The organism is Streptococcus halitosis, from assembly GCF_003143695.2.
GTDB lineage: Bacteria > Bacillota > Bacilli > Lactobacillales > Streptococcaceae > Streptococcus > Streptococcus halitosis.
The window spans coordinates 454,728-469,526 of record NZ_QEMY02000001.1 but is presented as its reverse complement, the minus strand read 5'-3'; the positions used below and the strand labels follow the sequence as shown (position 1 = coordinate 469,526).

At 44.4% G+C, this 14,799-nt stretch carries 7 protein-coding genes; 6 read left to right on the top strand and 1 reads right to left on the bottom strand.

Annotation, left to right across the window (positions count from 1 at the left end):
- Position 1 precedes the first annotated feature (1 nt).
- Genes DB729_RS02300 through DB729_RS02285 form a run of 4 tightly spaced genes read left to right on the top strand, consistent with a single transcriptional unit; the run spans position 2 to position 3,105 of the window.
- Complete coding sequence (locus DB729_RS02300) at positions 2-880, top strand: transporter substrate-binding domain-containing protein (protein WP_000036997.1); 879 nt, start codon at positions 2-4, stop codon at positions 878-880.
- Positions 881-912: 32 nt separating this feature from the next.
- Positions 913-1,605 (top strand): amino acid ABC transporter permease, encoded by a 693-nt coding sequence (locus DB729_RS02295; RefSeq protein WP_109289619.1) that lies wholly within the window; start codon positions 913-915, stop codon positions 1,603-1,605.
- Between the two features lie 3 nt (positions 1,606-1,608).
- Positions 1,609-2,331, top strand: a complete 723-nt coding sequence (locus DB729_RS02290; protein ID WP_000350567.1) for an amino acid ABC transporter permease — start codon at positions 1,609-1,611, stop codon at positions 2,329-2,331.
- 9 nt (positions 2,332-2,340) lie between these two features.
- Entirely contained in the window at positions 2,341-3,105 is a 765-nt protein-coding gene (locus tag DB729_RS02285) for an amino acid ABC transporter ATP-binding protein (protein WP_109289620.1), read from the top strand.
- A gap of 202 nt (positions 3,106-3,307) precedes the next feature.
- Here DB729_RS02285 and DB729_RS02275 read toward each other — a convergent pair whose 3' ends face one another.
- A complete protein-coding gene (locus tag DB729_RS02275; RefSeq protein ID WP_109289621.1) occupies positions 3,308-7,024 on the bottom strand; it encodes a pullulanase in 3,717 nt (1,238 codons plus the stop codon).
- A gap of 442 nt (positions 7,025-7,466) precedes the next feature.
- Here DB729_RS02275 and rpoB point away from each other — a divergent pair, with 442 nt between their 5' ends.
- On the top strand, positions 7,467-11,078 hold the full coding sequence (rpoB, locus tag DB729_RS02270) for a DNA-directed RNA polymerase subunit beta (protein ID WP_109289622.1): 3,612 nt from the start codon (positions 7,467-7,469) through the stop codon (positions 11,076-11,078).
- Positions 11,079-11,110: 32 nt separating this feature from the next.
- Positions 11,111-14,776, top strand: coding sequence for a DNA-directed RNA polymerase subunit beta' (rpoC, locus tag DB729_RS02265; protein WP_000228779.1), 3,666 nt, complete (start codon positions 11,111-11,113; stop codon positions 14,774-14,776).
- Positions 14,777-14,799 lie beyond the last annotated feature (23 nt).

The following is a 14,799-nucleotide window of genomic DNA, read 5'->3' as shown; positions in this document are numbered from 1 at the left end:
GATGAGTAAAAAAGCATGGATTATCGGTGGTGTAGCAGTTGTTGCAGTAATTGGGGCGACGATTATCGGGAGAAGTTTAGCTGGTGCTCCAGCCAAGGATGGAAAAACGGCTTCGTCTGCTGAAGTCATAACCTTGAAGGTTGCCCATACACAAAACTACGTACCTTATGACTTTGTAAATGAAAAAGGGGAATCAGATGGTTATGAAGTAGCTGTTTTGAAGGCTGTTGATGAGAAGTTGGCAAACTATCAATTTGAATATACGGGTACCAGTGATGATGACCTCTTGATTGGTCTGGAATCAGGTAAGTATGACATCGGAACCAAGGGAGCTTGGTACACAGATGAACGAGCTAAAAAGTTTGTCATTCCATCTGAACCAGTCGGAGCGAGCATCATCGGATTTACGGTCAGAAAAGAAGATGAACAGAAATACAAAACCATTGATGACTTTGCTAAGAATAAAGGGAAATTGGTTCCCATCTCTCCACAGAATGCTCAATGGAATGTCATCACCAGCTACAATGAAAAACATCAGGATGCACCGATTGAGCTAACAGCAGCTGAATCCTTTAAAGTGGCAGATGCCTATGCTTGGGTCTTAGAAGGACGTTATGATGCCTTCTTTGATATCAAACTGTCCTTTGAAAAAGCAGTTACCGCAGAAGATGGCCCTTACCACCAATATGCGGACAAACTCAGCTGGTTCCCATATAAGGGCATTCCAACTTATCCCTTGATTCACCGTGATGAAAAGGGTGAGAAATTTGCTAAAGAATACGAAAAAGCAATTAAAGAGTTGAAAGAAGATGGCACGCTTGCTAAGCTATCTCAGCAATACTTTAAAGAAGATGTCTTTAGTTACGTAGACAAAGACTAGACCAGAAATTTCAAGACTAGAAAGGGTTTTGCATGGTTTCTTATGATTTTTCCAAGGTCTTTCAGTTTTTGCCGACCTTATGGCAGGCGCTTCCTATGACCTTGTCCATTCTCTTTTTTACCACTCTTCTTGGGTCCCTTTTTGGAGGTCTCTTGGCCTGGGCACAAGTAGGAGAAGACAAGAGTTTTGCAGCGATTTCCAAAGGCTATATCTTTACCCTTCGTTGTACACCGCCGATTGTCTTGCTTTTTCTAGTCTTTTATGGCTTGCCAGAATTTCTGAAATGGTGGCTTGGTTTAGATATCAACAACTGGTCTAAAACTATTTTTGTTCTCTTGACGATGATTCTCTTGTTTGCCGCTATTGTTGCCGAGGTTTTCAAGGCGGCCTATCAAGCTATTCCAAAGGGGCAGACAGAGGCTGGGCTTAGTATTGGTTTGACTCCAAGTCAGACTTTTTGGAGAATCATTTTTCCTCAAGCTTTTCAAGTTGCTCTTCCCAATATAACGACTGCTATTCTCAATCTCATGCGGGATGCTGCCTTGGCTTATACGATTGGTCTCGTTGATGTTATGGGGGCAGGCAATCTCTTGATTAGTCGCAATTTAGGGAACTACTCGCTGGAAACCTATACGGCAGTTGCACTTCTTTATTGGGGGATTGCCTTGGTTATTTCTAGTTTGAGTCGTTTGCTTGAGAAGTCTTTGGAAACAAAAGGGAGGTAAGAAATGGATATAGACTATATTGTAAAGACCTTTCTGGAGACCTTGAAGGGTGTGCCAATCACCTTGATTATCATGATTGTGGCTATGGTCCTAAGCTTTTTACCAGCTCTATTTTTAGCCTTGGGGCAGATTTACAAGGTTCGAGGGGTGAGGAGTTTTTCTCTGGTCTATCTGGCTTTTATCCGAGCGACTCCTCCGATTTTATTGATTCTCTTCTTTTATAGTTTGTTTCCAAGTTTGCTGAATCAATTTCTCAAAAGCATAGGAAGTGACTTTAATATTTTCAAGCTTGATCCTCTCTACTATGCCTTTATCATTTATAGTTTGATGACAGTCGGGAGTTTATCGGAGATTTTGCGTTCAGCTATCTTGACGGTGGACAAGGGACAACTAGAGGCAGCGCATGCGATTGGGCTGACTACGACCCAGGCTTATCTAAGGATTGTTTTTCCTCAAGCCTTGCGCTCAGCCTTGCCTAACTTGGCCAATCTGGTGATCAATATCGTCAAAGGGACCTCCCTGGTCTTTGTCATGACCATCAAGGACATCACCGCTATTGCCCGTGTGGAAGCATCCTACGGCTACCAGTATTTCGAGTCTTATTTTGTGATCTTTTTGCAGTATATTTTGATCTGTGGTTTGATTCAGTGGGGCTTCTCCCTACTGGAGAAAGGCTATTTGAAAAAAGAAAAGAGTGCAAAAGCATCTAGCGCGCGTTTTGTATAGGAGGACAGGATGTTACAAGTAGAACATATCGCAAAAACATTTGGTGAGAGGCAGGTGCTGGAGGATGTCAATCTCCAGGTTAACCAAGGGGATGTCGTCGTTATCTTAGGACCATCAGGTTCGGGGAAAACGACCTTTCTCCGTTGTCTCAACCACTTAGAAAAAGCTGATAGTGGCCGTTTGACCTTGGCAGGAAAAACCTATGACTTATCCAAATTGAGCAAGAAAGACATTCTAGAAATTCGCCAAAAAACAGCCTTTGTTTTCCAGCACTACAATCTTTTTGCGAATAAAACTGCTCTGGAAAATATTCTAGAAGGCCTAATCGTAGCTCGTAAAGTTCCCAAGGAAGAAGCGCTCAAACGTGCAGAATCTGCCTTGGGGAAAGTTGGTTTACTGGCCTACAAAGACTACTACCCTTCCCAGCTATCTGGAGGGCAACAACAACGAATAGGAATTGCGCGTGCTATTGCCGTCAAGCCCGAGGTCATTTTGCTGGATGAACCAACATCAGCACTAGACCCTGAGTTGGTTGGAGATGTTTTGGATGTTATGAAACAGTTGGCGGGAGAAGGTGTGACCATGGTGGTCGTCACGCATGAGATGGGATTTGCTAGAGATGTCGCTAACCACGTTATTTTCATGGATGGAGGCCGTATCGTAGAGGAGAATAATCCCCACGATTTCTTTAACCGTCCACAAGAAGAACGAACCAAGCAGTTTCTGGCTCGTATCTTATCAGACGCTAGCTATAGTGTAGAATATATGATTTGATAGATAAGTGTATCATAAAAAGCAACACCCCATGACTAGAAGATTCTTCTGACCATGGGGTGTTTTTCTATAGGAGGGCTAGTTTATATTCTTTGAAAATCTCTTTAAACCAGGTCAGCTTCGCCTTGTCTACAACCTTAAAGCTGTGCTTTGAGCAGCCTGCGGCTAGCTTTCTAGTTTATTCTTTGATTTTCATTGAGTATTAGTTCTTTTTCTTGTTTTTTATCAACCATCCAAGTCCGAGAAGGGCAAGGATGCTGAATCCAGCAAGGGCAAGAAGGGATTTGTTCTCAGTACCTGTGTTTGGAAGGAGTTTTTGAGAAAGAGTCTCTGTAGTAGTTTCTTGAGTTTCAGGATTGGCTGCTAGGCTTTGAGCTTGACCTTGTTCTGGTTCAACTTCCAAGCTAGAAAGATCAAATTCTGGTTTTTCTTCCACAGCTGGGGCAACGATGGCACCACCTTGAGACAAGCGGAGAACAACGGCAGTGAGAGCGTTCAATTTCAAGCCTTTTTCAGTCCATTCGAGACCTTGAGGTTTAGCGATTCCTACTGGTCCAGCTTGATTTTCATCTGCCAGGACTTCAGCCTTTCTCAAGTGAGCAAAGGCAGTTCCCAAGTTGAATTCGCGAGCCTTATCATCTGCATTGACAAAGACTGCGTAGATATCTCCATTTGGAGCAGTGATTTGGTAGCCGATGACCACGTCTTCTTTTTCAACACCATTTTTTCCTGGGACAGTAATGAGTTGGACGCGTTCTTTGATATCTTGTAGACTCTTGAGTCGGAAGGCATCTGTCGATTGACGAAGGGCAATCAAACCTTTCATGTAGTTACGGCTCTTGACATTTTCAGGGAAAGCTTTACCATCTGTTGCCTTGGTCCAATCAAACTTGTTGACAGCATCACTAGAATCGTAAGAGTCATGGATAAAGTAAGGATAGACAAATGGCTTGCCGTCCTTGTCGCGCAACAAGTGAGACTTGTTTGGAACCTTATCTTCAGGAACAGGAGTCTTATAGGCTGGGTCTAGGAATTGTTTGGTACGTCCGTATTCCTGACCAGAGTGGATAAACGGAGTTCCTTGAGCAGTCAAGACCATGAGGTTTCCAAGTCGCAAACGACGATGAATCTCAGCGTAGTTTTCAGCCTTGCTTGGGTCTTTTTTGATCGACTGGGCAATGATGTCAAAGAGGGTCAAGTTATCATGGGCTGCGATATACTGGATAACATCTCCAGGATTGTCAGCCTCAAAGTTAGTTGGTTGGGCAATGAGATTTTTAAAGATGGTATTGATATCGCGTTTGCCACCTGTGATAAAGGCAGGTTGACCTTCGTTTGGATAGCCAGACTTGAGGTTGTTACGGATGTCGTCTGAAAAGACAGCGACAGTATCTGTTTTCTTCATCCAATCTTGGTCAGCAGGTTGTACAGGCGTATTTTCATCACCAGTATAGGTTCTCCAGCCTTCACCTAACATGATAAGATTTGGATTGAGGGCGCGTGCAGCTTTGTACGCTTCTTCGATAGAAGCCGCATCGTGGTCACCCATCATATCAAAGCGGAAACCATCTACTTTGTAAGTTTCAACCAGATACTTGATAGAGTCTACCAAGACACGTTTAGACATGTAGTGGGTAGTTCCCAAACGACCGCCACCGAAGCTAGTACGTGGAGTTCCGTCTGCGTCCATAAAGTGATAGTAGTTTGGCTCAATATCCTCAAAAATGTCAACCTTGGCAGTATGGTTGTAGACCACATCCAAGATAGCCCCCATGCCACGTTTGTGGATTTCGTTGATGAGGTTTTTGAATTCTGCGATACGTTTTTCTGGATCCTTAGGATCGCTTGAGTACATACCAGTCAAGGAGAAGTAGTTTTGAGGGTCATATCCCCAGTTGTAGTTGCTGTTGCTTGAAGCGTAGGCAGACAAACGTCCTTGGTTCTTCAATTCATTGACAAAGTAGTAAGACAAGACTGGAAGGAGCTGGATGTGGGTCACACCCAAGTCTTTGAGATAGTCCAATTTTTCTATAAAGGCTTCAAAGGTACCAAATGGCTTGGTCAAGTCTTTTGCGATGGCAGGATCCGAAGTGAAGTCACGTACATGAGCTTCATAGATGACGGCATCTTCACGCGATTTGAAGTTGCGAATCTTCCCATAGGTCAAGTCTCGCGGTCCTAGTTTGGATGGGTCGACAAAGGCAGCTTTAGCGACCTTATGAGCGACATCTGTTTTTGCTAGGTCACTGTTCCAAGCTGCTAGTGACTTGGCATAAGGGTCAAGAACGAGAACGGTTTTACCTTGGCGCTCGATCTGGTAGTGGTAGTAGTAGCCAGTATAGTTGCTGATACCGAGACCAGAGTTTGTGTCCAGAGTTTGTTTCCAGGTTCCTTTTTCTCCTTTTTCAAGGGCGACAGTTCCGACTACCTTTTCAGGGTCTTTCTTGTCATAGACGACAACGGAAACCTTATCAGCACTTGGAGACCAGAGGGTGAGATCAACACGCTTGCCATCTTCTTTTAGAGTTGCGCCGAGTGGACCGTCGTAACTGTAGGACTCATCCTTGAGGCGCCAGCTTGAACGTGTGGTAAATCGGTCTGAATTGTAGCTGACAGTGTACGGGTGTTGAGTGTCAGAGAAGTCGCCGATATAGGTCGCTTTTTTACCTGCCTCATCCACTTCCACGTCTGTGATATCTACTTTATTCCCTTGGTAATCAGTGATGCTGGAGTGTTTGAGGATATCGTCTTTCTTAGCTCCAACTAGGGTAGAAAAGCTGCTTTCGATACGAGACTTAGCCACGTGTTGGGCACCAGTCATGCGGATATCGTGCACATAGTAGGGGTTAGTGTAGATGGTTTCGTCATCATCTTTGAGGAAAATCTGACTGTGATTTTTTAGATCAGTGAATTTATAATCTTCTTTTCTGATTTTCACATCATCGCCTTTCTTGCTTTCGTCTAGTAATAAAAATCCAAATTCTCTCGCAGCTTCATTGAGTGGGATATCAATGTAACGGCCATATTTTCCAGTTGCGGTAAAGTCAGTACCGTCAGGCCATTCTCCGCTGCTTGGGTTTTTAACATCGCCCCAATACCAAAGAGATTTTTTGTCATAGTTCCCGTCGGTACGGTAGTAGTTGACACGGACAGTTCCCGCTGGCTGAGGACGATAGTTGTATACCTTGTAGTTTTCATCTAGCCAGGCCTCATTCATTTTTGGAGAGAGGCGCTCTACTGAACGGTCCCCTGTCAGGTTATCCCCTTTGGTATTGTTGATAAGGAAGCTGACTTTCTTGGCTTGCTCATTTTTGAGTTTGACATCTAGATAATAGCCATAGTCATCTTTCTTGGCATCCTTAAAGGACTTGGCACCATTGGGCCAGTTTTCAGACGGCTTTTCAACATCATCCCAAGTCCAAAGACCTTGAGATTCTTTGTTTTCTTCAGGGAGTTTTTTTACATGGATGCGGAAGTGGTTGTCTGCGATGGGTTCTTCAGAGGATGTATCAGCTTGTGGTTTTTGATCTGAAGTTGGTGTCGAAGTGCTGGCATTTACTTTCTCTTCCTTGCTGTTAGCTTGGCTTGTAGTAGCATTTTCTGTTTTAGGTGTTTCTGGTGCTGTAGTAGTTTCCGCAGCTGGAGCTTCCTTTTTAGAATTGAGGGAAGCGTTTGCATTCTTTTGTTCAGAAATAGGCGTTTCCTTTTGAGTTTGACTCGTTTCAGTCTCAGTAGGGGCCTTGGTCACAGCGCTGGTATTTTCCTGAGTTTGAGGAAGGTTTTCGTTAGCCGAAATAGTTGGCATTGCAGCAGAAAGCAGGATAATGCTTGCACCAATAAGGACAGAACCAGTTCCGTTCTTCAAGGAACGGATACCGTAAATCATTTTTTTCTCAGTTTGAGATGGGATCTTTTTCATCACAATTCTCCTTGTGTAGTTGTTCCTTATCAGTATAGCACGAGGTAAACATTAGTGCAAGCGTTTTCCTAATTTTTGAGAGAAAATATAATGCTTCATTCTCTTAAAATTTTAAAATAATATATAGGAAAAGATTGTTTAAAAAATAGTAAAAAAACCTTGAAAAGTCTAGCTAAATAAGGTATAATATGAATAATCATTTGTCGTAGGTTTTGTCTGAAATATTGTCCAGACAAGGCTCACAGCAGTTAAATCTTCTGAAAAAGTCAGATTTAGCTGCTCTTTTTGTGCTTTTTTTCAGGTTTTCGAGTGTTTGTAACAAAGATTTAAAGATTCTGAAAATTCGTCAAAGGGACACGGTGATAGGGGTTTTAAAAACCATATGACGATTAGAAAAGCCTGATTGACAAGGCTTGGAATTTATTTACAAAGGAGAATCATCTTGGCAGGACATGACGTTCAATACGGGAAACATCGTACCCGTCGTAGTTTTTCAAGAATCAAAGAAGTTCTTGACTTACCAAATTTGATTGAAATTCAAACGGATTCATTCAAAGATTTCCTAGATCACGGACTTAAGGAAGTGTTTGAAGATGTATTGCCAATTTCAAACTTCACAGACACAATGGAGTTGGAATTTGTTGGCTATGAAATCAAGGAACCAAAATACACGCTCGAAGAAGCTCGTATCCACGATGCTAGCTACTCAGCACCCATTTTTGTAACCTTCCGCTTGATTAATAAAGAAACAGGCGAAATCAAGACTCAAGAAGTCTTCTTTGGTGATTTCCCAATCATGACCGAAATGGGTACTTTCATCATCAATGGTGGTGAACGTATTATCGTTTCTCAGTTGGTCCGCTCACCAGGTGTTTACTTTAACGATAAAGTAGACAAGAATGGTAAAGTGGGTTACGGTTCTACTGTTATCCCTAACCGTGGAGCTTGGTTGGAACTTGAAAGCGACTCAAAAGACATCGCTTATACTCGTATCGACCGTACTCGTAAGATTCCATTTACGACCTTGGTTCGTGCGCTTGGTTTCTCAGGTGATGATGAAATCTTTGATATCTTTGGTGACAGCGAATTGGTTCGCAACACCGTTGAAAAAGATATCCACAAGAATCCAATGGACTCTCGTACAGACGAAGCCTTGAAAGAAATCTACGAACGCCTTCGTCCAGGTGAGCCTAAGACTGCTGAAAGTTCACGTAGCTTGCTTGTAGCTCGTTTCTTTGATCCACGTCGCTACGATTTGGCAGCTGTTGGTCGATACAAGATTAATAAAAAATTGAACATCAAAACACGCTTGCTCAACCAAACCATTGCGGAGCCATTGGTAGACCCTGAAACTGGTGAAATCTTGGTAGAAGCTGGTACCGTTATGACTCGCAGTGTGATTGAAAGTATCGAGAGTCATTTGGATGGCGACTTGAACAAGATCGTTTATATTCCGAACGATGCAGCTGTTTTGACAGAACCAGTTGTCCTTCAAAAATTCAAGGTTGTTGCGCCAACAGACCCAGACCGTGTCGTAACCATCATCGGAAATGCCAATCCAGACGACAAGGTTCGTGTTGTAACTCCTGCGGATATCCTTGCAGAGATGAGCTACTTCCTCAACTTGGCAGAAGGTATCGGACGTGTGGATGATATCGACCACCTTGGAAACCGTCGTATCCGTGCAGTTGGTGAATTGCTTGCAAACCAAGTACGTCTTGGACTTTCTCGTATGGAACGTAATGTCCGTGAACGTATGTCTGTTCAGGATAATGAAGTTTTGACACCGCAACAAATTATCAACATCCGCCCTGTGACAGCTGCGATCAAAGAATTCTTTGGTTCCTCACAATTGTCCCAGTTCATGGACCAACACAACCCGCTTTCTGAGTTGTCTCACAAACGTCGTTTGTCAGCCTTAGGACCTGGTGGTTTGACTCGTGACCGTGCTGGATATGAAGTACGTGACGTGCACTATACTCACTATGGTCGTATGTGTCCAATTGAAACACCTGAAGGACCTAACATCGGTTTGATCAATAACTTGTCATCATACGGACACTTGAACAAGTATGGATTTGTTCAAACACCATACCGTAAGGTTGACCGTGAAACTGGTGTAGTCACAAACGAAATCGTTTGGTTGACAGCCGATGAAGAAGATGAATTTACTGTAGCACAGGCTAATTCAAAATTGAACGAAGATGGTACTTTTGCTGAGAAAGTCGTCATGGGACGTCACCAAGGGGTCAACCAAGAGTATCCAGCAGAAGTGGTTGACTACATGGATGTGTCACCAAAACAGGTAGTTGCCGTTGCGACTGCATGTATTCCATTCTTGGAAAACGATGACTCCAACCGTGCCCTCATGGGTGCCAACATGCAACGTCAGGCTGTGCCATTGATTGATCCAAAAGCACCTTACGTTGGTACTGGTATGGAATACCAAGCAGCTCATGACTCTGGAGCTGCAGTTATTGCTCAGCATGACGGTAAAGTTACCTACGCAGATGCGGACAAGGTAGAAGTACGTCGTGAAGATGGTTCATTGGATGTCTACCACATCCAAAAATTCCGTCGTTCAAACTCAGGTACTGCCTACAACCAACGCACGCTTGTTAAAGTTGGGGATGTCGTTGAAAAAGGCGACTTTATCGCTGACGGACCTTCTATGGAAAAAGGGGAAATGGCGCTTGGACAAAACCCAATCGTTGCCTACATGACATGGGAAGGTTACAACTTCGAGGATGCCGTTATCATGAGCGAACGCTTGGTCAAAGACGATGTCTACACATCTGTCCACCTTGAAGAATACGAATCAGAAACGCGCGATACAAAGCTTGGGCCTGAAGAAATTACTCGTGAGATTCCAAACGTTGGTGAAGATGCCCTTAAAAACCTTGACGAAATGGGGATTATCCGTATTGGTGCCGAGGTTAAAGAAGGGGATATTCTTGTAGGTAAAGTAACGCCTAAAGGTGAAAAAGACCTTTCAGCTGAAGAACGTCTCTTGCACGCTATCTTCGGAGACAAGTCTCGTGAAGTGCGTGATACTTCTCTTCGTGTACCACACGGTGCCGATGGTGTCGTTCGTGATGTTAAGATCTTTACACGTGCAAATGGAGATGAGTTGCAATCAGGAGTTAACATGCTGGTTCGTGTCTACATCGCTCAAAAACGTAAGATCAAGGTCGGAGATAAGATGGCCGGACGTCACGGAAACAAAGGGGTTGTCTCTCGTATCGTCCCTGTAGAAGACATGCCTTACCTTCCAGACGGAACTCCAGTCGATATCATGTTGAACCCACTTGGGGTGCCATCACGTATGAATATCGGTCAGGTTATGGAACTCCACCTTGGTATGGCAGCCCGTACTCTTGGTATCCACATCGCAACACCAGTCTTTGACGGAGCAAGTTCTGAAGACCTTTGGGACACTGTTAAAGAAGCAGGTATGGATAGCGATGCTAAGACAATCCTATACGACGGACGTACAGGTGAGCCGTTTGACAACCGTGTATCAGTTGGTGTCATGTACATGATCAAACTCCACCACATGGTTGATGATAAATTGCACGCGCGTTCAGTCGGACCTTACTCAACCGTTACTCAACAGCCACTTGGAGGTAAAGCTCAGTTTGGTGGACAACGTTTCGGTGAGATGGAGGTTTGGGCCCTTGAAGCCTACGGTGCGTCAAATGTCCTTCAAGAAATCTTGACTTACAAATCTGACGATATCAACGGACGTTTGAGAGCTTATGAAGCTATTACAAAAGGAAAACCAATTCCAAAACCAGGTGTTCCAGAATCATTCCGAGTTCTTGTGAAAGAATTGCAATCTCTTGGTCTTGACATGCGTGTCCTTGACGAAGATGACCAAGAAGTGGAACTTCGCGACTTGGATGAAGGAATGGACGAAGATGTCATCCACGTAGATGACCTTGAAAAAGCCCGCGAAAAAGCAGCTCAAGAGGCTAAAGCAGCCTTTGAAGCTGAAGAAGCTGAGAAAGAAGCAAAAGCGGAAGCAACAGAAGAAACTGCTGAACAAGAATAAGCAGTTCACTTAGAATAGAAAGGGAAGAAATAGTGGTTGATGTAAATCGTTTTAAAAGTATGCAAATCACCCTAGCTTCTCCAAGCAAAGTCCGTTCATGGTCTTATGGAGAAGTCAAAAAACCTGAAACAATCAATTACCGTACGTTGAAACCAGAACGTGAAGGACTCTTTGACGAAGTCATCTTTGGTCCTACAAAAGACTGGGAATGTGCTTGTGGTAAGTACAAACGCATTCGTTACAGAGGGATTGTTTGTGACCGTTGTGGGGTTGAAGTAACGCGTACAAAAGTTCGTCGTGAGCGTATGGGGCACATCGAGTTGAAAGCTCCTGTATCTCACATCTGGTATTTTAAGGGGATTCCAAGCCGTATGGGCTTGACCCTTGATATGAGCCCTCGTGCCCTCGAGGAAGTTATCTACTTTGCGGCTTATGTGGTCATTGATCCTAAGGATACACCACTTGAGCACAAGTCTATCATGACAGAGCGCGAATACCGTGAGCGCTTGCGTGAGTATGGTTATGGATCATTCGTTGCCAAGATGGGTGCCGAAGCCATCCAAGACCTGTTGAAACAAGTAGATCTTGAAAAAGAAATTGCTGAACTCAAAGAAGAGTTGAAAACAGCTACTGGACAAAAACGTGTCAAAGCCATCCGTCGTTTGGATGTTTTGGATGCCTTTTACAAGTCTGGGAACAAACCTGAATGGATGGTTCTTAACATCCTCCCAGTTATTCCACCAGATCTCCGCCCAATGTTGCAGTTGGATGGTGGCCGTTTTGCCTCATCTGACTTGAACGACCTTTACCGCCGTGTTATCAACCGTAACAACCGTTTGGCTCGTTTGCTTGAGTTGAATGCACCTGGTATTATCGTTCAAAATGAGAAGCGTATGCTTCAAGAAGCGGTTGATGCTTTGATTGACAATGGTCGTCGTGGTCGTCCGATTACAGGACCAGGTAGCCGTCCACTGAAATCATTGAGCCACATGCTCAAAGGGAAACAAGGACGCTTCCGTCAGAACTTGCTCGGTAAACGTGTTGACTTCTCAGGACGTTCCGTTATCGCCGTTGGTCCAACTCTTAAGATGTACCAATGTGGTGTGCCACGCGAAATGGCGATCGAGCTCTTTAAACCATTTGTTATGCGTGAAATCGTTGCCCGCGACATCGTGCAAAACGTCAAAGCAGCTAAACGCTTGGTGGAACGCGGTGATGAGCGTATCTGGGACATCCTTGAAGAAGTAATCAAAGAACACCCAGTGCTTTTGAACCGCGCACCGACCCTTCACCGTTTGGGTATCCAAGCTTTCGAGCCCGTCTTGATCGATGGTAAGGCCCTTCGTTTGCACCCGCTTGTCTGTGAAGCCTACAATGCCGACTTTGACGGGGACCAAATGGCCATCCACGTACCGCTTTCAGAAGAGGCCCAAGCAGAAGCTCGTATCTTGATGCTCGCTGCAGAGCACATCTTGAATCCGAAAGATGGTAAACCAGTTGTTACTCCATCTCAGGACATGGTTTTGGGTAACTACTACTTAACTATGGAAGAAGCTGGTCGTGAAGGTGAAGGAATGGTCTTCAAAGACCGTGATGAAGCTGTCATGGCTTACCGCAATGGTTATGTACACCTCCACTCACGTGTTGGTATCGCGACAGACAGCCTCAACAAACCATGGACAGAAGAGCAAAAACACAAGGTCTTGCTGACAACAGTTGGTAAAATCCTCTTCAACGACATCATGCCAGAGGGTCTACCTTACTTGCAAGAACCAAATAATGCGAACTTGACAGAAGGGCTTCCAGCTAAATACTTCTTGCCACTAGGTGGTGATATCAAGGAAGCCATTCGCAACCTTGAACTCAATCCTCCATTCAAGAAGAAAAACCTTGGAAATATCATCGCTGAGATTTTCAAACGTTTCCGTACAACAGAAACCTCTGCATTCTTGGACCGATTGAAAGACTTAGGTTACCATCATTCAACACTTGCTGGATTGACAGTGGGGATTGCTGATATCCCAGTGGTTGAAGACAAGGCTGAAATTATTGAAGAATCTCATAAGCGTGTAGAACAAATCACAAAACAGTTCCGTCGTGGTTTGATCACTGATGATGAACGTTACAATGCTGTTACAGCTGAATGGCGTGCAGCTCGTGAGAAATTGGAAAAACGCTTGGTCGATAACCAAGATCCGAAGAACCCAATCGTTATGATGATGGACTCAGGAGCCCGTGGTAACATCTCGAACTTCTCACAACTTGCCGGTATGCGTGGTCTGATGGCTGCTCCGAACGGACGTATCATGGAATTGCCAATTCTTTCAAACTTCCGCGAAGGTTTGTCAGTACTTGAAATGTTCTTCTCAACTCACGGTGCCCGTAAAGGTATGACCGATACGGCCCTTAAGACAGCCGACTCAGGTTACTTGACTCGTCGTTTGGTTGACGTTGCCCAAGACGTTATCATCCGTGAGGACGACTGTGGAACAGACCGTGGTCTCTTGATCCGCTCTATCGCGGAAGGAAAAGAGATGATCGAGTCTCTCGAAGAACGTCTCAATGGTCGTTACACTAAGAAATCTGTTAAACACCCAGAAACTGGTGCAGTGATCATTGGTCCAAATGAATTAATCACAGAAGACAAGGCGCGCGAGATTGTCAATGCTGGTGTGGAAGAAGTGACTATCCGTTCCGTATTTACATGTAACACTCGTCATGGTGTTTGCCGTCACTGTTACGGTATCAACTTGGCGACTGGTGATGCGGTTGAAGTTGGTGAAGCAGTTGGTACAATCGCTGCCCAATCTATCGGGGAACCTGGTACACAGCTTACAATGCGTACCTTCCACACGGGTGGGGTTGCCTCAAATACCGATATCACTCAGGGTCTTCCTCGTGTCCAAGAAATCTTTGAAGCCCGCAATCCTAAAGGGGAAGCGGTTATTACAGAGGTCAAAGGACAAGTTACAGCAATCGAAGAAGACGCTTCAACTCGTACCAAGAAAGTCTTTGTTAAGGGTGAAACTGGCGAAGGTGAATACGTCGTTCCATTTACAGCACGTATGCGTGTTGAAGTTGGAGACCAAGTTTCTCGTGGTGCAGCATTGACAGAGGGTTCTATCCAACCAAAACATCTCCTTGCTGTTCGTGATGTCTTGTCAGTTGAAACTTACCTTCTCGGTGAAGTCCAAAAAGTTTACCGTAGCCAAGGGGTAGAAATCGGTGACAAACACATTGAGGTTATGGTTCGTCAAATGATCCGTAAAGTCCGTGTCATGGATCCAGGTGATACAGATCTTCTCATGGGTACCCTTTTAGACATCAACGATTTTACAGATGCTAATAAAGATGTCCTTATCGCAGGTGGAGTTCCAGCGACTGGTCGCCCAGTTCTTATGGGAATTACCAAAGCCTCACTTGAAACAAACAGTTTCTTGTCAGCGGCTTCCTTCCAGGAAACAACTCGTGTCCTTACAGATGCGGCCATCCGTGGTAAGAAAGACCATCTCCTTGGACTCAAGGAAAATGTTATTATTGGTAAGATCATCCCAGCAGGTACTGGTATGGCTCGCTACCGTAATCTTGAACCACAGGCAATCAATGATGCAGAATATCTGGCTCCTGAACAAGAAGAGGCAGAACTTGCTCCAGTGGATGAAACTGTGGAAATCCAATCTGAAGAAACTGTAGAATAAAAAGTAAACAAGAGAACCTTCGG